This is a genomic window from Phaeobacter italicus (assembly GCF_001258055.1).
GTDB classification, from domain to species: Bacteria; Pseudomonadota; Alphaproteobacteria; order Rhodobacterales; family Rhodobacteraceae; genus Phaeobacter; species Phaeobacter italicus.
This window is the reverse complement of the sequence record NZ_CVRM01000016.1, coordinates 1-21566: the sequence shown is the minus strand read 5'-3', so window position 1 is coordinate 21566 and position 21566 is coordinate 1. Positions and strand designations below refer to the sequence as shown.

General features: G+C 52.5%; 12 protein-coding genes, 2 pseudogenes and 1 other annotated feature. Of the genes and pseudogenes, 8 read left to right on the top strand and 6 right to left on the bottom strand.

Going from position 1 to position 21566, the window contains the following annotated elements:
- Positions 1–363: 363 nt before the first annotated feature.
- Complete coding sequence (locus tag NIT7645_RS08400; protein ID WP_050686589.1) at positions 364–1785, bottom strand: mannose-1-phosphate guanylyltransferase/mannose-6-phosphate isomerase; 1422 nt, start codon at positions 1783–1785, stop codon at positions 364–366.
- Positions 1786–2342: 557 nt separating this feature from the next.
- Between NIT7645_RS08400 and lptC the strand changes: the two genes are divergently transcribed.
- The 5 genes from lptC (at position 2343) to NIT7645_RS19225 (ending at position 7753) form a co-directional block, all read left to right on the top strand.
- On the top strand, positions 2343–2942 hold the full coding sequence (lptC, locus tag NIT7645_RS19235; RefSeq protein ID WP_242656178.1) for an LPS export ABC transporter periplasmic protein LptC: 600 nt from the start codon (positions 2343–2345) through the stop codon (positions 2940–2942).
- Positions 2943–3455: 513 nt separating this feature from the next.
- On the top strand, positions 3456–3779 hold the full coding sequence (locus NIT7645_RS19835; protein WP_110732326.1) for a DDE-type integrase/transposase/recombinase: 324 nt from the start codon (positions 3456–3458) through the stop codon (positions 3777–3779).
- 347 nt (positions 3780–4126) lie between these two features.
- On the top strand, positions 4127–5245 hold the full coding sequence (gene gmd / locus NIT7645_RS08390) for a GDP-mannose 4,6-dehydratase (RefSeq protein ID WP_046211404.1): 1119 nt from the start codon (positions 4127–4129) through the stop codon (positions 5243–5245).
- A gap of 4 nt (positions 5246–5249) precedes the next feature.
- Positions 5250–6227, top strand: a complete 978-nt coding sequence (fcl, locus tag NIT7645_RS08385; RefSeq protein ID WP_046211403.1) for a GDP-L-fucose synthase — start codon at positions 5250–5252, stop codon at positions 6225–6227.
- Between the two features lie 245 nt (positions 6228–6472).
- Entirely contained in the window at positions 6473–7753 is a 1281-nt protein-coding gene (locus NIT7645_RS19225) for a glycosyltransferase family 4 protein (RefSeq protein WP_074964370.1), read from the top strand.
- Positions 7754–7820: 67 nt separating this feature from the next.
- Here NIT7645_RS19225 and NIT7645_RS08365 read toward each other — a convergent pair whose 3' ends face one another.
- From NIT7645_RS08365 to NIT7645_RS19220, 4 genes and pseudogenes are all read right to left on the bottom strand, one after another.
- Entirely contained in the window at positions 7821–9254 is a 1434-nt protein-coding gene (locus NIT7645_RS08365; RefSeq protein WP_046211402.1) for a glycosyltransferase family 4 protein, read from the bottom strand.
- A gap of 82 nt (positions 9255–9336) precedes the next feature.
- The gene (locus NIT7645_RS08360; protein ID WP_242656176.1) at positions 9337–10641 is read right to left on the bottom strand and encodes an HlyD family type I secretion periplasmic adaptor subunit; all 1305 of its coding nucleotides are present in this window, start codon (positions 10639–10641) and stop codon (positions 9337–9339) included.
- A gap of 77 nt (positions 10642–10718) precedes the next feature.
- The gene (locus tag NIT7645_RS08355; RefSeq protein WP_242656174.1) at positions 10719–12434 is read right to left on the bottom strand and encodes a type I secretion system permease/ATPase; all 1716 of its coding nucleotides are present in this window, start codon (positions 12432–12434) and stop codon (positions 10719–10721) included.
- A 288-nt stretch (positions 12435–12722) separates the two neighbouring features.
- Positions 12723–14037: pseudogene (locus tag NIT7645_RS19220) on the bottom strand (IS3 family transposase).
- Positions 13640–13756, bottom strand: a sequence feature (AL1L pseudoknot). (Overlaps the previous pseudogene by 117 nt.)
- A gap of 92 nt (positions 14038–14129) precedes the next feature.
- Here NIT7645_RS19220 and NIT7645_RS19695 point away from each other — a divergent pair.
- Positions 14130–14846, top strand: a pseudogene (locus NIT7645_RS19695) (integrase core domain-containing protein); the annotation flags it as partial.
- A 157-nt stretch (positions 14847–15003) separates the two neighbouring features.
- On the opposite strand, the gene NIT7645_RS08335 reads toward NIT7645_RS19695, so the two are convergent.
- On the bottom strand, positions 15004–18792 hold the full coding sequence (locus NIT7645_RS08335) for a beta strand repeat-containing protein (protein WP_050686580.1): 3789 nt from the start codon (positions 18790–18792) through the stop codon (positions 15004–15006).
- 392 nt (positions 18793–19184) lie between these two features.
- Between NIT7645_RS08335 and NIT7645_RS08330 the strand changes: the two genes are divergently transcribed.
- Both NIT7645_RS08330 and NIT7645_RS08325 read left to right on the top strand, forming a co-directional pair.
- A complete protein-coding gene (locus NIT7645_RS08330) occupies positions 19185–19487 on the top strand; it encodes a helix-turn-helix domain-containing protein (RefSeq protein ID WP_046212342.1) in 303 nt (100 codons plus the stop codon).
- A 75-nt stretch (positions 19488–19562) separates the two neighbouring features.
- Positions 19563–21263 carry a hypothetical protein gene (locus NIT7645_RS08325; RefSeq protein ID WP_074964368.1) on the top strand — a complete coding sequence of 567 codons (1701 nt, stop codon included), beginning with the start codon at positions 19563–19565 and terminating at the stop codon, positions 21261–21263.
- The last annotated feature ends 303 nt before the right edge of the window (positions 21264–21566 follow it).

Here is a 21566-nt window from a genome sequence, read left to right as displayed (position 1 = left end):
AATTCTCAGTGACAATTTATAGGGCTACCGGGTCAGTTCTCAGTGACAATCAACAGTTCCAAGCCCCTGAATCTCACTGTTCGGTGGGCTGTGCAGGTGTCATAAAACGGGAGGCTGGGTCGCTATGTCTATACAGGACATCATATTGAATTTCGATTCTTGTCTTGTTATGGTCAGTGTTGAGCAACTCAACTCAACGCAAACAAACTATTGGCTACCAGATGCAAGAATCTGGTAGTTTTTTTGCGTAGATGAAGTCAGAAGCGGCCTAATGTCACTCTGAGACAGACAGGTTTGCCTCAGAGTGACACTGTTTCAGAATGGGTCTGGTTGAGAAACGCGGCGCAACTGCAACTACGTTTATTAGGTTCTCGCGTATACGTCTTCGTATCGGATGATGTCGTCTTCACCGAGGTAGCTACCGGTCTGTACTTCGATAAGCACCATCGGAACTTTCCCAGGATTTTCCATTCTGTGAACAGCCCCAAGCGGAACGTAGATCGATTGGTTTTCAGTTACCAATCGAACTGTATCATCCACAGTGACTTGCGCAGTTCCTTCAACAACAATCCAATGTTCTGAACGGTGGTGATGGCTCTGTAGGGACAAGGCTGCGCCTGGGTTGACATGGATGCGTTTTACTTGAAACCGCTCACCAACAATAAGGCTTTCGAACCACCCCCAAGGGCGATGATCTTTAGGAAACGCTTCGGCTTGTCGCACAGATTTGGCTTTTAACGTAGCCACAGCTTTTTTGACATCTTGCGCATAGGATACATCAGCTACAAGCACAGCATCTGGCATGGCTACAGTAATGATATTCTTAAGGCCAATACCAACAACCTCAAGGCTTTCATCTTCGGAGCGTAGCAAGCTGTCAGTGCAGTCTATGGCACTCGCTCGACCGTGAATGACGACGCCGTCTTGATTTGGTGTGCTTTCACGCCAGACCGCATCCCATCCACCCAGATCGCTCCAGCCCCCCGCATAAGGAACAACGGTGAGATTTTCTGCCCGTTCCATGACAGCATAGTCAATCGAGATGTCTTCGGCACCTGACCAAGCATCGGGGTCAAGTCGCAAAAACCCAAGATCAGGCTTCCCAAGATCTACTGCTGTTTGGACCGGGGGTAACATATGGGGGGCGTGGGCCTTGAATGCCTGGATGATACTCTCAACGGAAAATAAGAAAATACCTGCATTCCACAAAAAGTTGCCTGAACTTACCATCTCTTCGGCAGTGTCAAGATCTGGTTTCTCCACGAACCGTTTCAGATCAATAACCTGAGGCTCAAAGCTTTTGGGCGTGCCTGCAAGCTCAAGATAACCATAGCCGGTTTCTGGACGATCCGGCTTAATTCCGAAGGTAACAAGTTGCCCCGCTCGTGCCGCAGGTTCTGCGGCTGTCACGGCGGAACGAAATGCCTCTGAATCTGGCACAACATGATCAGACGGAGCTACAAGCATTAGCCCATCAGGGTCGCTCTTCTGCAGAAAGAGAGCAGCTGCCAGCACTGCAGGTGCGGTGTTTCGACCTTCCGGCTCGATCAGAATGGTCCCAGGGTCGATTCCGACCTCTGCCATTTGCTGAGTGACGATGAACCTAAAATCAGAGTTGGTGACAACCATTGGAGAGGCAAAGCCTTCTCCGGACAAGCGTTGAGCTGATGATTGAAAAAGCGTGGTGTCCCCGACGAGAGGGGCAAATTGTTTGGGATAGCTTTTTCGCGACAAAGGCCAGAGCCGCGTCCCTGAACCTCCGCATAGCAAAATAGGATGTATCACCTGACGCACTGCCTTTCTAACATAGCTGCGATGAACACCTTGTGATGTCCTCATATAAATCCTGTAAGCTCGCTGTCGTTGAATCAACGATAGCTGTTCAACAGGGCCAGAAGCTGTACTACCTGCTGGATGCTACTTTTGGCAACCGTCGGAACCAAGAGCAGGGTCCTATGAGAGCGCCTAATCACTGTCTGGTAGGTTGCGCCATAGCACAAATGGTTTAAAGACCAATACAGTGTCACGAGACAGGTTGGCAGCACTCTACTAAGTCGATATTTGTTTGTATAAAATGCAATCTTTGCGAAACAGAAGGCTTCTTTGGGGATGAGGAATGGTTCTGTGTTGGAAGTAAATAAACCGACGCCATCATATGAGGTGGCGACTATCCAGATCGGCACCACTTATGCACGCGGCGAAGTCATAGAACGCTGTGGAGCTATGGCAACAGTCCGTGTCAACGAACAGCTTCTTTCAGGAGCTGAGGTCCGGCTGTTGGCAAGCAAACTCACAGTAGTACATGAGTGAAAAGCTAAGCTCCTCTGATTGTAAGAGGATTGGTGGTTGAAGTGGACAGATATTCGAAGACGGTTGCATATCTTAAGGTTCTGCTTCCGTTGGCAGCGCTAGGGCTGTTTTCAACGATATTTTTGTTCTCAAAACCCAAGTCTAGTAATTATGATTATGTTATACCTTTCACGCGTGACGAGATTGTACACAGGTTAAATCGCCGCCAAGCGACAACACCTCTTTACTTCTCGACCACAGCTAATGGGCATGCAGTACGTATCAATGCATCGCAAGCTTACTTAGGAAATGGTCTCACCTTACCAACTGCAGAAAAGGTGACTGGTCAAGTTGATTTCATCGATGGACGCATAATGACCGTTTCTGCAGATAAAGGAACTTTGGAGAATAGTAACAGTCTCGTAACGCTGTCTGGGAATGTTGTGCTGAATTCTGCGGATGGGATAACTGTGCAGACTGAGCATCTTGTGGCAAATCTAGCTGTACTATCTGCACAAAGCGATGTGCCAGTGCGCGCCAGTGGTGCAATTGGTGAGCTCACTTCTGGCAATATGACGATAACTACGAGACAGAGTGATGGGCCTCTGCATATGTTATTCGGCAATGGTGTCCAGCTTACTTACCTCCCCTAATGCTGAGCTACCCCCTGAAATTCGGACACTGGCGTAAGCTACGGTTTGTTGTTTGCTGATCTTCGTCGAGAAGGAGATCAGAGATGTCGAAACGAAAGAAGCATTCGCCAGAGTTCAAGGCGAAAGTGGCGCTTGAGGCGCTTTAGAGTGAGCAAACGACGGCTGAGCTAGGCCAGCCGGTTCGGGGTTCATCCAACGATGATTCACACATGGAAGAAGGCCTTGTTGGAAGGTGCGACGAGCGTTTTCGAACGTGACGGCAATAAGGCTCCTTAGATTGACGAGGAGCAGGTGAAAGAGCTGCATGCCAAGATCGGGGAGTTGGCCGTCGCCAACGTTTTTTTGGCCAGAAAGCCCAAGCCTTTGGGCGTGACGCGAGACGCGGCATGATCGAACCTGACAATCCCGACCTGTCGATATGTAAGCAGTGTAAGCTGCTGTCGATCTCGCGGTCGTCATTCTACTACACGTCCAAAGGCGAGGCGGCGCGGGTTCCTCTACTTCGTGGCAATCATGGACTGGCACACCCGCAAGGTTTTTGTCTTGGCGGATCTCGAACAGGCTGGAGGCCGACTTCTGCCCCTCTCGGCAGATTGCTTCGCAATCGCCTGCCGGGCAATGGTCGAGGCGCTTAACGAGGCCATCCACAAGTTCTGCCCGCCCGAGATAATGAACACGGATCAAGGATCCCAGTTCACGTCCTTTGCCTGGACCGACCGGCTCCGACGATCAGGTGTCCGTATCTCAATGGATGGCAAGGGTCGTTTCCTCGACAACATCTTCGCTGAGTGGCTCTTGCGCTCCTTGAAATGTGAATGCGTCTACTTGCACGCCTAGGAAACCGGATCAGAGGCCAAGGCCGGTGTCGGAAAATGGATCGACTTCTATAACCGAAAGCGCTTCCATTCCGCCTTTGGCGGTAAACCACCAGCCGTGGTCTGTTGGCTGAGAAAAGATGAGAATAAACCCGATCAGCAGGAGCAAAGAGTAGCTTAACTTACGTTGAAACCTGTCCAAACATTGGGGAGTATCTCAAACTATGACACCCCAAGGCTATCTCATTGCGTCTAAATAGGTAGCCAACCGCGTTGTCGCTCATTACACCGCTTCAAAATAGTACCGCAGCGGTCATATTCCAATACACATTTGCTAAGTTGAGATCGCCCAAGACTTAAGGATAACAGATGAAAAAAGCCCTCATCACCGGTGTGACCGGCCAGGATGGTTCCTACCTTGCAGAGTTTCTTCTGGCCAAAGGCTATGAGGTGCATGGGATCAAGCGGCGGGCGTCGTCTTTCAATACGTCGCGTGTGGATCACATCTATCAGGATCCCCATGTCGACAATGCCCGCTTCAAGCTGCACTACGGCGATCTGACCGATACCTCCAACCTTACCCGCCTGCTGAGCGGGATCGAACCCGACGAGGTGTACAACCTTGGCGCCCAGTCCCATGTGGCGGTCAGCTTTGAGGCCCCGGAATACACAGCCGATGTGGACGGCATCGGCACCCTGCGCCTGCTGGAGGCTATCCGCTTCCTCGGCCTTGAGAAAAAGACCCGTTTCTATCAGGCCTCCACTTCGGAACTTTACGGTCTGGTGCAGGAAACCCCGCAGCGCGAGACCACGCCGTTTTATCCGCGCAGCCCTTACGCGGTGGCCAAGCTTTATTCCTACTGGATCACGGTCAATTACCGCGAGGCCTATGGCATGTATGCCTGCAACGGCATTCTCTTCAACCACGAGAGCCCGCGCCGGGGCGAGACCTTTGTGACGCGCAAGATCACCCGCGGCCTTGCCAATATCGCCCAGGGGCTCGAAGACTGTCTATATATGGGCAATATCGATGCGTTGCGCGACTGGGGCCATGCCAAGGATTACGTGCGCATGCAGTGGATGATGCTGCAGCAGGATCAGGCCGAAGATTTCGTGATTGCCACCGGCAAGCAGTATTCCGTGCGTCAGTTCATCCAGTGGTCTGCCGAAGAACTGGGGGTGACGCTGGCGTTTTCGGGCGAGGGCGTAGAGGAAATCGCCACCGTGGCCGCGATCGAGGGCGACAAGGCGCCGACGCTGAAGGTGGGCGATGTGATCTTGCGCATTGATCCGCGCTATTTCCGCCCGGCCGAGGTGGAGACGCTGCTTGGCGATCCGGCCAAGGCCAAGGCACAGCTCGGCTGGGAGCCGGAGATCACCACCCAGGAAATGTGCGCCGAAATGGTGGCCGAAGATCTCAAGACCGCGCGCCGCCATGCGCTCCTGAAAGAACACGGCATGGATCTGCCGGTCAGCGTGGAGACCTGAGGCGATGGTCAAGATCTATGTGGCAGGCCATCGCGGTATGGTGGGCGGCGCTATCCTGCGCCAGTTGCAGGCCCGCCAGGCGGCCGGTGCCGACCTGCAGCTGATCACCCGCACCAGCGCCGAGCTGGATCTGACCGATCAGGCGGCGGTGCAGGCCTTTTTTGCCGCAGAACGCCCCGATCAGGTGGTGCTGGCGGCGGCGCGGGTGGGCGGCATTCATGCCAACAACAGCTATCCGGCGCAGTTCATCTATGAAAATCTGATGATGGCGGCCAATGTGATCCATGCGGCGCATAGCCATGATGTGCAGCGGCTGTTGCAGCTGGGCTCCAGCTGCATCTATCCCAAACACGCCCCTCAGCCGATGGCAGAGGATGCGCTGTTGACTGGCGCGCTGGAGCCCACCAACGAACCCTATGCCATGGCCAAGATTGCAGGCATTAAGCTCTGCGAGAGCTACAACCGGCAGCACGGGCGCGATTACCGTTCGGTGATGCCGACAAATCTTTATGGGCCGGGAGATAATTTCCACCCCGAAAATAGCCATGTGCTACCGGCGCTGATCCGCCGGTTTGATGCGGCGGCGCGGGCCGGTGATGGCTCTGTGGAGATCTGGGGCACTGGCACGCCGCGGCGGGAATTCCTGCATGTGGATGACATGGCAGAGGCGTCTTTGTTTGTGCTGGATCTGGATCAGGAGATCTATCACCGCGAAACCAGTCCGATGCTGAGCCATATCAATGTGGGCTCTGGGCAGGACATCTCTATTCTGCAGCTGGCGCAGATGGTGGCGGATGTGGTGGGCTTCATGGGCGAGATCGTGACCAACCCGGACCAGCCCGATGGCGCGCCCCGCAAGCTGATGGATGTGTCGCGTCTGGCCCGGCTTGGCTGGCAGGCGCGGATTTCGCTGCGGGCAGGCATCGAAGAGACATACCGCTGGTATCTAGAGCAGCCCCAAGATACTCTGCGAGTAAAATAACTTTGAGTGCGGCGAAGTGAGGTTGCGGCCTCTTCCTTCCCCTAGTTTTTGCTTGGGGAAGTGATTGTGTGCCTGCAGGAATTGTGTTTCAAGCTACGCTCAGTTTTTGCCTACAGTCTGTCAGCAGCTTGTGCTTTAGTTTGATTTTGCAGTGAAGCTGGCAAACAGCGGACACTAATAAACGCTTTTTCATTCTTGGTTGGCCTGGCTGAGAAAACAACACTGGACACAGAAGTAGAGACCTAATGTCGAGCCTGAACGTTATGGTAAATCCGCAGATTGTTTTTGATCTCACGGAAGTCCTTTTGGCTTCGACGGGTAAACTGCGGTACTATGGAATTGCGCGCGTGGCTGCCGAAGCAGGTATAGCACTCCGGAAGCTGGATGCGTCTATTCAGTTCGCAGTGTTCTCGCAGGGCCATCGTGGCCTTCTTGAAGTCTTTCCTGAAGTGCTCGAAGACGGCAGTGTGGAGCTGAACGTTCCAGCGGGCATTGGGCAAATTCGCATGCGTAGCCATCACTATAGTAAGTCGGTGGTTAGAGACCTGATCTTGTCAGCAGTTCGACCGCTAATAGATCGAAAAAATAGAGCTACTTGGGACAAGGTTGCCCCCGGCATGCCTGAACTCGACATGACCGGCAAAACACTTGTCACTTGTTCTCGACCCAAAGTGATCACTGAAATCTTGTGCACCATGGCGAAGAGAGGCGTATCATGTGATGTCATTCCTATTCTGCATGACATGATACCATTGCATGATTTTCATCATCAAAGAGCAAGCTTCCCTAAGAATTTTATGGGCGACAACAAGTTCGTGATCGAGAGAGCAAAAGGCCTCTTGTCGGTATCCAAATTTACACGTCAAGAAATTATAGATTTTTCAGAGAACGGCGTGTTGCCTTGCGTACCGGAAATTGTCGCTGTCCCTCTTGTTCATCAGTGCCCGGTAGGAACAGAAACCGTAGAGCAACTTCCTCCCGATACTCCATACATCCTGACCGTTGGATCGATGCTGGGGCGAAAGAACTTAGATGTTGTATTTGAGGCTCTACGTGTATTGCAGCGAACAGGCAGCCCCCTACCGAAGTTGGTTTTGGCTGGAGCCCCCAGAGGGCGAACAAGAACATATGTTGCAAGTGCGGAATGTGACAGCATTCGAGATCTGGTGCTTTTCTATGAGAACCCAAATCAGACAGATCTCGTTGCTCTCTATAAAAACGCTACAGCAGTAGTTATGCCAAGCCGAATGGAAGGATGGGGGCTGCCGGCGGGAGAAGCTCTCTGGTGTGGCACGCCTGCTATATGCTCTACCGCTCCTGTGCTGAAAGAAGTTTGCGGCGATCTTGGCTTGTATTTTGACCCAGATGCAGCCGATGATCTGGCAGAGTACATTCGCCTTTTACTCACAGATTCCGTGTTCTCAACAGAATTGCGCAAGCGCATCGCCGAAAAAAAGTCGGCATTGAGAACTTGGGATGATGTTGCTGAAGATATCGTTGCCGCAGTATCACGCCTCTCGAGATAAACAGCAGTCGCAGTGCAGCCTGCTCCTCCGATGCGTCACTCAGCCCCACAGCCAGACACTGATCTACTTAGTTCAGATATCCGAGCATATCGTTTGTCACATCATCCCAACTGCGCAACCGAGTGCTTTTGATCCGTTGCTCTAGCTCCGCACGTCGAGTCTCATCGACGATCAAGCGTTTACAAGCGTCTCGGATACTATTTATTGAATGAGCATTGCAGTACTCGACCATGTCTCCGCCCACCTCTGTCAGAGAGGAATTTGCGGCGACAACACCTGTTTTCCCGAAACTTAAACCTTCCCCCACCGGCAAGCCCCACCCTTCATATGTGGATACATTCGCTGTAAATTCACAGTTGTGAAAGAGAAATGCTAACTCCTTGTCAGTCGGTTTCTCCGCGATGCTGATCCACCCTTCAAGGTTTCCACTTGCCTTCATCCAATCCAGAAATTCATCAATGTACCATCCTTTTTTTCCCGCGAAAATTAGGCGCGGAGGCTCCACTTGGGGATCCTGGATGAGTTGCTGCCAAGCTTGAGCTAAGCGCCAAATGTTTTTTCGCGTCTCCAGTGTGCCAACGACAAGAACATATGGTGTCTTTGTCATATTCAGAACCGATCTACGCACACCCTTCGTCGCGTTCAATTGAGATCTAAAGTCTGAGGAGGTTCGCCCTACACAATTATCTCCCAATGCTTGGGCCAATGGCACGACATTGATTGGTAAATCGGAGTTAACTTCGCTCAAGAAACGTCGCAAATCTCTCCCGGTGTTCTGAGAGTTTGCAAAATAACGAGAGCAGTAAAGAGTAGATTCTTCTAACCAACGATAGAATGTCTCAGAAAAATCATCCGCAAGGTGTTCTATCGCGACAAGTGGGATCAGATCATGAACCAGTAGATCTATATCAACGCCAAGAGTCTCTTTTACATCAATGAGATGAGCGTTGAAATCTTGTAGCCCCCAAGTCGCACCCAAGATAATCAACCGGTCACTTGGGTTCGCCACCTTTTCCAGGGGAACCCGCTTTTGCATCGATGTAGAAGGAGAGAGCACCGGCTGCGCTGGACAACTTTTTCGAGCCTTTGCTTTCTCAAGCACCCAACGTTCTAGAGTCGAGCCGCGTCTCTCGAAATAACGATGATTTTGCCTGTGCTCTTCCAAATTAGCCCGCAGCCAATGATAAAAATACTTCGTGCGATGATTGCGATACCGGGCAAGAATCTCGGGAACTGCTTGCACCTTGCGAACAGGTCTCCCTAGCAGAGCAGCCGCCAGAAAGTCTGGGTCAAACTCTTCCAGTTCGAGAAGAAAATCAGCATCCATCGCTAGATAGCTATGAGAACCTTTGTCCCACATGCCTATCTTGACGCGCTGAGAGCCAAGCATTCCTACTGCACGCTTAATCACCTCAAGAGCAACGCGCTGTATCCCAGATATCGTAGTCTCATTTTTTATGTAGAGAACGATATCCGTGACATCAAAATAGTAGGTCTGCATCCGATGAAACCCTGTAGGTTTATTTTGCCTCACCTGTACTCAAGGATAAAGGGACAAACAAGCAGCGGCCTCAAAAGTTTGCTTATTCTTCTCTTAGCGATAGAGCGATCGCATCAGTCAAAGGCGACACAAGATAGTTCAAGACACTTCTTTCACCATTTACGATCACAACATCAGCAGGCATCCCTGCTGTAAGACCTTGGCGCATCTCTTCGCTCATATTCTCTTCCGGGACACGGACACGGGCCAGATAATACGGCTCTTCATCACTACGCTCTGGCGTAATGATATCTTGAGAGACACTTTCCACATAGCCCAACACGACGGGTGTCAGTTTTGCTTTGAAAGCTGAGAACCTTACTTCGCTCTCTTGGCCTGGCATAACATTATCAATGTCTAAAGGTGAGACGCGGCTTGCAATAAGCAAATTATCATCAGGAGGAACAATCTCCATGAGAATTTCGCCTGGACGAATGACAGACCCTTCGGTTGTTACACGAATATCTTGTACAACCCCATCACTCGGCGCTCTAATTTCCGTACGGTGGTATATGTCTTGAGCTACCGTAAGGTTTTCACGGATTTCCTTGAGATCAGTTTGAATGTCTCGGAGCTCTCTGTTGGCACGCTCTTTGAACTCTTGTGACAACTTTAGTTGATTGAGCCGAGCCTCTGAAATAGCAACGCCTACCTGAGCTTCATCAGAAATTGCCTCCCCTAAGGAGGCTTCGACTTGGATTAGTGCATCTTTTCGCCCAGTGAGCACGTTGTTTTCAATGACACCGCTCTCCGCGCCGCGGGTCAGGCGTTCAACGAGCTCGCTTTGCAGCTGCAATCTTCGCTCATATGCGTCTTTTTGAAGAGCCAAACCTGCCTTCTGACCTTCAAGCTGCTCAATCCGAAACTGCAGAATTTCCTGCTCAGAGCGAAAGATAGCCAAACGATCTGCAAGAATTGTACTTTGCAGATCGAGCACATTCTTGAGTGCCGACGACGGACTTGATTTTAGGCTCTCAGGGTAATCAATTTCTTCGCTAAGCGCTTGCTCGGCTAAAAGCCGAGCCTCAATTGCCATGGCTTCTTCCAAACGGTTTCGGAAGCGCTCAACATTTGAGCGAGCCTCTACGCTCTCCAGAGTGATGAGAACTTCACCTTGAGAAACACTTTCGGCCTCTTTCACATGGATCGTCTGAATGATCCCACCTTCAAGGTGTTGGACCACCTTACGATTACCTTCAAGCTCGACGACACCTGGTGCCACAGTCGCTGAGTCAATCTGTGCATAAGCCGCCCAACCTCCAAGAACTCCGAAAGTCAGGATTACAATCGTATAGCCAATCCGGCTAAAGTGTTGCGGACTCGAGTATCTTGAAATTTTGTCACGCATTTGGAGGGTGTCCATGTACTCAGTGTGTAGACAGGTCGACGGTCTAGAAACGCCTTTCACGACTGCGTCAAGTCATTCTAGCGAGAGGTGACCGAACTAACGGTTTGCGGATGTGCAGTTTTGGGTGGTTGTGGCTGGAGAAGCTCTTTTGTCGGGACGAACCGTTGGACACTACCTGCATTCAAAATGAGTGTCTTATCGGAGAGCGACAGTAGGTTAGCTTTGTGCGTTGCTACGATGACTGTTCTTCCCATGGCTTTAAGTTGCTCCAGACAGGCAGCCAGCGCTGCTTCGCCTTCACTATCCAAGTTGGAATTAGGCTCATCAAGAACTACGACTGCAGGCAATCTAAAGATAGCTCTCGCAAGCCCAACTCTCTGCCTCTGCCCGCCTGACAGCTGGCTTCCACCATCTCCAACTTCAGTTTGGTAACCGTTACTCAAACCAGAGATCATATCGTGAGCACCTGCCAATTTTGCGGCCGCAACAATCTCTCTGTCTTCAGCGTCTTCTTGGAAGCGAGCAATGTTCTCTGCCACCGTTCCACCGAACAAGCGGATATCTTGAGATAGATATCCCAACGAATGACCAAGCTGTTTGGGGTCCCAGTGTTGAAGATCGGTGCCGTCTAGCGAAACCTTTCCAACTGATGCTCGCGCCACACCTACCAAGTGTCGTATCAAAGTGGATTTACCAGAGCCTGATGCGCCAACCAATGCGAGAACTTCACCTGGGTCAATATCAAAGTTAACCCCCTTCAAGATGGGTTCTTTCACACCAGGTAAAGCGGAGGTCAGCCCCGCAACTGAAACTCTTCCTTTTGGCGATGGCAGCTCTGTTCGATCAGTCTCATCCGGGAGACTATCAAAAAGCTTCTTCAATCGATCATTCGCCTGACGAGCTGCGACAAATTGTTTCCACTGACCAACCGCTTGTTCGACAGGCGCCAGGGCTCTTCCCATAACGATTGATGCTGCGATCATAATCCCGGGAGAGATTTGTTGCTTCATGGCCAAATAGGCGCCGACGCCCAAAATTGCCACTTGCAATGTCATCCGAACAAATTTCGAACATGCAAGCACGATACCAGCGCGGTCGCTTGCCCGCGCTTGTGCAGCCAACATCTCATCGCGCTTCCAAAGCCAGCGATTAAGGAGCTGATCTACCATTCCCATAGCCCGAATAACTTCTGCATTCTGCAGAGTCGCGCCAGCAAAATTGGATGCAGCTGCACCAGCCTGATTTGCATCCTGCAAACTCTGCCGAGTCATGAGCTCGTTGAGCAATGCGAGCGCAAAGATGATCATAGCGCCTACAGTAGAAACCACACCTAACCATGGATGAAAGGCAAAACACAAAATCAAGAACAAAGGAGTCCAAGGAGCATCAAAAAACGATAGAACGCCTTGCCCTGTAATGAAATCTCTAACGCGGTCTGCATCGCTCAGTGCGTTACGTCCCGAAGAGGCAGGGTTAGCGAGCTGCATACGAACCACACGAGAAAAGAGCGGGCTCGCAAGTACTTGATCAAATTGCAAGCCTGCGCGAACCAACATGCGAGAGCGAGTAAATTCTAACAGACCATACGAAACCAATAGCGCAAGAGCGATGATCGAAATCATCACCAAAGTTGTCTCATTCCTGCTAGCCAAGACGCGATCATAAACCTGTAGCATGTACATCGGCCCGACGAACATTAGCAGGTTTACAAAAAAGCTAAACACAACGGTAGCTGCAAGGATTGAGCGATACTTCGCGTAAGCTTGCGTTAGCGAGGAGCCGGATTTTATCAAGATAAGGTCTCCGATCAGAGCTCAAATAAACACACATTACCATGCCATAGGCACCATGTGGTAAACAAGGCGTCGCAAGGCATGTCAACATCGCCTTAGAAGCGAAAATGCAAACTGTAGTGCTCCGGCATCTCAACATTAGACCAAATTAAACTGGAGTCTTGCAAAAATTATTCTAACTTAAAGGGAGAGTGCAACCAGCGGTGAGCCGATGCCTTGGCTAGGATCGCTCCGCGTATGCATCAACGTTGAACCGCACCGGGTTTGCCGGAGGCTGATTTCAGTTAGTTACGCGGCAATGTCCTCAGTTTCCAGAGCGGCGTAGAAATTGGCCTCTGCCTCTGCCGGCGGAATGTTCCCGATGGGCTCAAGCAGACGGCGGTTGTTGAACCAGTCCACCCATTCGAGTGTTGCGTATTCCACTGCCTCGAAGTTGCGCCAAGGGCCGCGGCGGTGAATGACCTCGGCTTTGAACAAACCGTTGATCGTCTCAGCCAGGGCGTTCTGCGCATTCAAATGATCCCCCGGATCATTTGATCCGCTGCGCGGACCTGCTTGAACTCGTAACTGTCTCCAACGCTGCCGACAGAGGGCTCGATACCGGCTTCGCCCAACCGTTCTGTGTATTTGATCGACAGGTATTGGCTGCCGCGGTCGGAGTGGTGAACAAGCCCCATCGCCTTTGTCGGCCGCCGCTCGTGAACAGCTTGCTCCAGAGCATCCATTGCCCGGCAGGCGCATGCGCAGCATGCTGCCGAGAGGGGAGAACAAACCCGGCATGCGCCGAGGTGCTGACACGCCAACCAACGATCTTGCGGGCATAGGCGTCGATAACGAAGGCGACATAGGCGAACCCTCTCCAGGTGGCGACATAGGTGAAATCGCTGACCCAGAGCATGTTGGGCGCGGGCACACGGAACTGCCGGTTCACCTTGTCCAGCGGGCATGGGGCCTTCTTGTCAGGCACCGTGGTCTTGTGCGGCTTGCCCCGGATAATGCCTCGAATCCCCATGCTCTTCATCAGCCGGGCAACCGTGCAGCGGGCGACGTCAAAACCTTCCCGTTGCAATTGCCGCCAGACCTTCCGCACGCCATAGACCCGCCAGTTCTCTTCGAAAACCCGCCGGATCTCGGGCCGCAATGCCGCGTCACGCCGGGCACGGTCCGACAACCGGGCCGGATCGGCCCGCTTCGCCAGATGCTCGTAATGCAATCGGCAGGACAGTGCAGATCGGCTCGACCCCATGCTCACCGCGATGCATGTCGATAAATGACACCATCACTTCGACCGGCGGTCGAGCTCCGCCATCGCAAAATAAGCCGATGCCTTGCGGAGGATCTCGTTCGCCTGACGCAGCTCGCGGTTCTCCCGCTCCAGCGCCTTCATCCTGTCGGCGACATCTGTTGGGACGCCCGCACGCTTGCCGCTGTCGACTTCCGCCTTCTTCACCCACTCATTCAGCGTGTGCGCCGAACAGCCGATCTTCGCGGAGATCGACATGATTGCCTGCCAGCGGGAACTGTGCTGGCCCTGGTTGTCCAGCACCAGCCGCACCGCGCGCTCGCGGACCTCAGGAGAATATTTGTTTGTTGTCTTGCTCATTGTGGCTTCATCCTACTCAGGAGTTGAAGCCTCCGGCAAACCCGGTGCGGTTCACGTTGATCGACCAGACCTACAGACGCCGAGCTCGGTAGAAGCGGAAGGAGCTTTCCAGCCAACGGCAAAACTTCGACTATAAAAGGCTGGAAAGTGAACTGGATCGAAGCCCGTTAAACAAACGATCTGGGGGATCGTTTGTAGGGCGTAGCGCTCTACCGGATCTACCAAAAAGAGGGCCTGACAGTGCGCAAGCGTGGCGCTCGCAAGCGCGCGATCAGAACGGGAACTTCGATGGCGGTACCGTAAGGACCCAACCAAAGGTGATCACTGCACTTCGTGTCAGACAGTCTGTCCGATGCGCGCCGATTCCGGACACTGTGTTTCATCGACCACTTCAGCCGGGAATGCCTGGCGACGGTCGTGGACACCTCGCTGTCGGTGCAACGCGTTGACCGTGAACTCGACAGCATTGCCCCGGTGCGCGGTTCTCCCTGCACGGTGGTTAGCGACAACGGAACGGAGCTGACATCGATTGCATTCTGAAACGGCAGGAGGATCGCAAGTTTGAGTAGCATTATATCGCACCAGGCAGGTACATGCAGAGCGGCTTCGTCAAGAGCATTAATGGCCGCCTGCGCGACGAGAACCTCAATGAGCAACTATTCGCCAACCAGTGCTAGGCCAGAGAGCTAATCGCAGCCTGGTGCAACAACTACAATCACCACCGCCCCCACACGAGCCTCGACGAACTCACCCCGTGTGAGTATCACCAACGGTCAGTAGAAGGCCTAATCCTGAACAGAGCTAACTAAAAGAATGCAGACTGTATGGAAAGCAGGTCACTAGCTATCAGATTATCCACCGTCGATACTCAGCCTGGCCATGGGGTCGCTTGTGGGTTTTAGCGCCTTGAACACGAAAGGGCCGGCCCCGAAGGACCGGCCCCTTTTTTTTCAGTTATCACGATGATCAGATGAGGAATGCACCTGCATCAATCGTAGTCACGCCGGTCAGTTCAATAACGCTGTCAACCGAGCCGTTATCATCGATGTCGATGTACAGAAGACCTGTCGAGCTATCGAGTGCAGCGTTGACCGCTGCCGTACCGTCTGTAGTGCCGTTTTGAATAAACGTCTGTGCATCAGCAGCATTCGACTGAACACCCACACGGATGGCCCCCAAGCCGGTCAGGCTGTCGAGATCGATGATGTCACCGTTACGGTCTGCGACCGTGTTGGTTGCACCAGCACTCGTCACAGCACCCGAGGTACCCTGGCCGACAGTATTCGCCGAGAAGTCGGTGATCACGTCACGCGCTGCCAGCACCGAGTGAGCGGTGTTGTTCAGGTCGTAAACGTCATTACCCGCACCCAGCGTGATATTGTCCGCACTGGCCGAGGAGTTGACTTCGTCAGCCTCGGTTCCGGTGTTGATCACATCTTCGTCGGCACCGCCGGTTACAACGTCTGCACCTGCACCCGTCGTGATGGTTGCTACTGCGTCCGTGGAGCCAGTCGTACCAACAGTCGAGGCGTCGATGACATCGTCACCATTGCCTGTCGTGATAGTCACCGATTTATCGGTCACAACCGTGCTGAAGGTCACAGCACCTGCGGTCCCGTTTGCAGCGGCCGTGCCAGCAGCGGTTGCTGCAACCACACCCGAAGCATCCAGGTTCGTCACGTTGGTCAAGGTCGACCCAGTGAAGTCCACACCATGGTTGCCTGCGACGGTTACAGATGTTGTTGCAGCCGCGTTGAGCGAGATGGTGCTGGGTGCTGTCGGGTTGTTGACCGTCGGCGTGTCAGCGGTGCTGTCCGTGGTTTCGATAGCAATCGTCTCCACACCAGCCACGTTGATCGCGCCGGCTGCCACGTTGGCTGCACCGTTCAGCTTCAGGTTCACAACGTCTGCCGTGCCTGTGGTCGATGCAAGGTTGACAGTGGTCGAACCAGCATTTGCACCCGTCAGCTCGACAGTCGCACCGGAAGCCAGACCGCTAAGAACCAATGCACCGCCCGGACCCGTTGCCGCGCCCTGGGTAATCGTCGGCGTAGGATTGGCCGGCACAGTAGAGTTCTGAACGGAGGCTGACAGGTCAGTCACATTCGTGTTGACCGATGCACTTGTGAACACGGTGGTAGTAGCTGTCCCAGCTGCAGTTGCCCAACCGGTGAGTGTTCCGCTCACCTGCCCTTGCGCTGTGGTCACACCTCCCTCGAAGATTGCGTCGACCTGAGCAGCTGTCAGATCGTCGAGAGCTGTTACGGTGCGTCCAGCAACTGTAACGCTCTGACCCGAGAGAAGACCTTGCCAAGTAACTGTTGCGGTCTCGGTCGCTTGGGCTTCACCTTGAACGATAGTGGGCGTCGGAGCAGTTGCGCCACCACCAGCCGTCACAGCAAGATCCGTAACGTCCGTGTTTGCAGTCGTGCTGGTGAACACAACGGTCTCAGCATTTGCGCCAGCAGCGCCGTTGAAAGCACCAGCATCTGCGCCGCTGACAACTGCAGCACCACTTGTACTCCCACTGATGAACGCCGCAGCAACTTCAGCCCCCAAAGCAGCCGAACCGGTAGCTGTTACTGTGATGCCATCGATAGTCAGCGATTGACCAGCAAGCAGATTACTGAAAACAACCGTGCCAGTTTCCGTCTGGCCCGGATTACCTTGCTGTCCCGTTGCCACGCCAGGCGCTGTCGGTGCTGCCGCAGCAGCATTGGCAACGGTCAGATCTGCCACGTTTCCGACAGCATCAGCAACAGTGGTTACCGTTGCACCTGCGTTCGTAGAGGTCGATGCCACGGTTTCTGCACCAGACACACCTACATTACCGGTCGTTGCTTCTGCCACGAAAGCCGCAGCAAGCTCGGTGCCAGTCACATCATCATTTGCCGTGAGTGTCAGGCCATTGACAACAACGGATTGGCCACTCTTGAGGTCTGCAAATGTGAAGACAGAGCTTTCCTGAGTTCCACCGGCTGCGGTGCCAGCAGCAGTACCTGCGGTGACGACATAGCTGATGTCATCAAGGTTAGCGAGGTTGACGGTGTCCGTAGCGCCTTCGGCCGTTGCACCAAGGCTGACCTTTTCGAAGTTAGAGATGTCGGCTTCGAATGCGGTGCCTGCGGACAGCGCTGCAGCATTGGCCGAAGTCATTGCCACAGTGTCAGTACCTTCGCCACCGTCAACCGAACCACCCGTTGCAGCTGTAACAGATGCGTTGAAGGTGTCGTCGCCTGCGCCAAGGGTGTTGGCTTTGGACGTTGCGCCAACGGTCATCGTGTCTTTGCCCGTGCCGCCGGTGAAGGTGACATCGGTGTCGACTGTCGCGATGACGCCGCCGGAGTTGTCCGAGGCATCGATGGCGGTCAGGGCTGCGCCATTCTGGGCATTTTCCAGAGTGACTTTGCCTGCGCCATTGATGTCGACCGTCTTAATCGCTGCACCGGCTAGACCCGTGCTGAGATCAACAGCCGCGTCAATCTTGGCCGTGGTTGCCGCACCTGCGGTGATGCTGTCGATGTCCGACTTGGTGCCGGATGCAGTCACGTTCAGCGTGGTCGCCGTGTTGTCGGTGATGGTGCCGGCGGTCATGTTGTCGAGCGTCACGCCCAGCTCACGCGTACCAGCTGCTGCCGTGACAGTCGCGCCAACTGCAGAGTTTTTCATCGTCAGCGAGGTCAAAGCGTCGGAACCAATCGTTACGACATCACCGCCAGGAGTCGCGTCTGCGACGCCATCAAGGGTAACAGAAGCAAGCTTATCAGCACCGGCAGTTGTGTTCGTATCGTCAATAGAAATGGTGTCGAGACCATCGACTTGACCACCCTTAACGCTAACGCTGGTTACGTTTGCTTTAGTATCGATATCAACATCGCTACCACCGGCGGTGCCGCTTTCAACGGCAACGTTTGTCATACCGGCAAAATTCGAAACATCAGCGACAACCGCACCGTCAGCGCTACGTACGTTCAAATTTTCAACGTTCGAAACGGAAGCTGCTGCGATAGTTACGCCAGCATTTTCTTGGTTAGCAATCGCCAGTGTGTCAATGCCAGCGCCACCATCAATAGTATCCAGCCCACCAAGAGTGGCCAGATCTGCACCACCATCAACAACTTTAAACGCGCCATTGATCGTATCATTACCTGAGGTACCGGTGATAGTGTCTACACCAGTGGTCAAATCCAAAGTTTGACCAGGGTTAGCAACACCACCCAAGAATGCATCGGTAGCTGCTTGAGCTGTTACTACAGTCGCAGCATCTTCTGTGACACCAGAAATTGCGGAGACAGCTGCCGCAGCTGCCGCAGTGTCGTATACGAAGCCCGGCGTATTGCCTGCGTCAGTCGCAAAATCAAGACCGACAGTGTTCTTGTTAGTAAGAATTGTCGAGTCAGGCGCAGTAGTCGCACCCTTGATAATTGCATCAATTGCATCAGCAGGGCTTACCGCGCCAGAGGAAAGCTGGGCTTCCCAGAAAGCTTGACCAGCTGCATCAGGTGCACGGTTAAAGAGGTTTGCATAAACCGCTGTGATGAAAGACGTGGGGGACGAAACATCCGGTGTCGTCAGGAACGGGTACAGGCTTTTTGCTTCGGGAGAAGCCGCGAAGTCTGCTGCGATAGTGTTTGTGTCACGCCCTGCCTCAACCTGATCGATCCAGAACTGCAGGCCTGCAGGATCCGGAGCGCGGTTGAAATATCCGACATAGAGCGAGACGAGGAAATTCTTGTCTTCAGCACTGATTGCCATGGTCTATTTTCCTATATCCATTTCATAAAACAGGAAACAGCACAGCATGCTCCCCCTGTCGCCATGCAGCCCACGCCCTCTACGCCTCCCCTAAAAGTGCTTATTGCGCAAGGAGGGGAATGAGGGCGCTCATGTGCCGCTGATGACCTTGTACACACCTCACACTCTCCAATCAAGTGCGTGTACAGTAATTTACACACTGGCGATTATTTAAGGGCAAAGATGCCACAAACCGCTTGCGCCTTGACAACTGAGTGCGTGAATGGGGTCTAGGCTTTAAGTGTAAAGTAACTTTAACACTGCACCTTGATTCTATGAGTGAGGACTGTATGATAGAAATACCAAACAGTCACGACTTGCTGCTACCCAAACCAATGAAACTAGGCTGAGTTATGCTTCTAAAACAAGGCATCCACACATCTGACGCGGCGCGCGACGCAAGATCAGAGATGGGACTTTGGCTGAAGTCTTTGCGAGAGCAGCAAGGGATGTCCCAGAGAGATTTAGCGAATGCGTTGAACCTCGACTACTATACTTTCATTTCCCAACTGGAGAATGGACGTGGGCGCATACCACCAGCGAGATATCTTGATTGGGCGTCAGCGTTGCAGGTGGAGCCCAAGAGCTTCGTGAAGAAGCTTTTGTCTTATAATGAGCCCCTTACATACGAAATTTTGTTCGGTGATGCTATCTAACTGAAATACCTTACCGTGTCAGCATGATCGCTTGACCTTTACAGTCTTCTAGCAACGTCTAAGTAAGCGTAACCTATGAACAACGTTCTTCCGTTCGGAAAAAAAGCGCATCCTTCGCTTTGTGAGAACACTCAAGACTTATTAGACCTGAGTACACTGACTGATGGCGCAGCGGATTTTTCCAGCGGAATGGTTGACCGGTCATCTGGGGGCCTCTCACACCTCCCGAGGCACACGGTAACCACACCAGATTGGACCAATCAGGAGCTAGCGAGCTTTATGCGAGCACATCGCTTGCTTTCCATTGCGGGTCTTTCCTTGAAAACAGAACGCGGAGTGACCGACGAGGGTGATCCTTGGTTTGTTTTCGTAAATCAAGACGGGGACGTATTCGCGCATTTCGCGCGCATCGGCGAAGTCTACATCCTCGACAGTATTATTCAGCAGGAAATTGCAAAAGCCGGAAGCTTGGATGAACTGATTTCAGCCTTTGCAGAAACTACTACACCGGTGGACAGCGCTGACCACACCTCAACATCTGCCACAGTTGTTCCCTTCGTCGCCTTGCGACAATCAAAAGTCCGCCTACATCCAGGCGCAACCTTGGCGGCTCTTATCTGGACAATCTATATCCAGTCAGGCGAACTTGCGATCCCATCATTTAGCGTCGAACTGAATGTGAGTGCAACGTCAGGGGCCGATGAAGTCACCACACCACCCTCTCAAACCCAGGTCTCCCTATCGGAAGAGTTGAACGCGAATACATCTGAAGACATTTCATCAGATCTCAAAAGCACTGAAAAGGATACACACGCTCAAGCTCCCTCAACCGCTCAAGTGGCAGCGACATTTACTACGGTGCAGACAGTTGGAATGGGACTGAGCGCTATAGCCATCTCGAATGGCATGTACTTTTGGGTTTCAGGTGAGAGCTTGCTCGAACAAGCGACAATAGCATCTCAGCTAGTCGCCGAAGTAATCAAAGATGTATCTGATGAGGAAACTGAGCAGCTTGCCGATTTGTCGGAACTAGATAGCGTATTATCCACAGTTCGCGCGGCGATAGAGGATAACTCAGAAGCGGCAGCTTTGGCTCAACCGTCAACACAAGAAATTCCTATTGTTGATGTGGCATTCGTTCCAGATATCGTCTCTAACGCTGTTGAAACTGGAAAAGTTGGCAACGTAATCAAAACTAAAAACGTTCAAGGCGACGTAGCTTTTTCTGAAGAGATAGATGGTGAACTCATCAAGTTTCGAGATATTCAGGCGAACCGCCCGGAGCAAATTGAGGCATCTCAAGTTAACTCTACACCAGTGGGTGTGAAGAAAGGTTATATCTTAAAAGAGCTTGGCGATATTGAACACTTCTCTCTTACTTCTGACGCTTTTAGCAATATAGCTACGCAGCTTTCTGAGCTACCATTCTTCACGCAAATTCTCAGCGGCTCATTCCAAGCGGTCGTTGCCAGTGAGGGTTCTCAAATTATGCTCACGCCCGCGTCAGGGCCCGACACCCTCAATGCTGCCTCCGAGATTGCACCACGTTTCTCGATCTTTAACGATGATGCGCATAATTTTATTGTATTTTTGATGAGCAAAGGGGATGAGACTAAACGGTCTGACTACGATAACGAAGTTGTACTCTTTGACCTTGAGGCAATCGATAGTCAAACAGACGCGATCTATGCTCGCAGCTGGTCCTTCGAAGATGGATCTGTGATTTCTGCTGTAGGTTTAAAAAGCGACTTTGCTGCCTTTGATCTTGTGATTTAATGTAAAATTAGTTCCGAATACATACTGCTTAATAAGTAAGCACGCACTGACTGATCCAGCCAAACCACTCTTGGGTTAAGGGACAGTTAAGCGACATGACTACGATGGCCATAGCCGCCTCAGAACGCGCTTAGCGAGCTTCATAGAGACTTCTGTGATCCCTGAAAACGTCCTCGTTTAAGGTTAGAGTTTTCCGCTAGATTTCTCTCGGCTGGGAGAGGCGCGGATGACGATGAAAGCATCCGAATTGTTGATTGTCACTGAGAACTGACCCGGTAGCCCTATAAATTGTCACTGAGAATT

What these genes read in the sequence shown, in the direction of transcription:
- fcl (WP_046211403.1), top strand. Translation starts at nt 5,250, where the DNA reads ATGGTCAAGATCTATGTGGCAGGCCATCGCGGTATGGTGGGCGGCGCT.
- NIT7645_RS19835 (WP_110732326.1), top strand. Translation starts at nt 3,456, where the DNA reads ATGGACTGGCACACCCGCAAGGTTTTTGTCTTGGCGGATCTCGAACAG.
- NIT7645_RS08360 (WP_242656176.1), bottom strand. Translation starts at nt 10,641, where the DNA reads ATGCGTGACAAAATTTCAAGATACTCGAGTCCGCAACACTTTAGCCGG.
- NIT7645_RS08325 (WP_074964368.1), top strand. Translation starts at nt 19,563, where the DNA reads ATGAACAACGTTCTTCCGTTCGGAAAAAAAGCGCATCCTTCGCTTTGT.
- NIT7645_RS08335 (WP_050686580.1), bottom strand. Translation starts at nt 18,792, where the DNA reads ATGGCAATCAGTGCTGAAGACAAGAATTTCCTCGTCTCGCTCTATGTC.
- NIT7645_RS19225 (WP_074964370.1), top strand. Translation starts at nt 6,473, where the DNA reads ATGTCGAGCCTGAACGTTATGGTAAATCCGCAGATTGTTTTTGATCTC.
- gmd (WP_046211404.1), top strand. Translation starts at nt 4,127, where the DNA reads ATGAAAAAAGCCCTCATCACCGGTGTGACCGGCCAGGATGGTTCCTAC.
- NIT7645_RS08365 (WP_046211402.1), bottom strand. Translation starts at nt 9,254, where the DNA reads ATGCAGACCTACTATTTTGATGTCACGGATATCGTTCTCTACATAAAA.
- NIT7645_RS08330 (WP_046212342.1), top strand. Translation starts at nt 19,185, where the DNA reads ATGCTTCTAAAACAAGGCATCCACACATCTGACGCGGCGCGCGACGCA.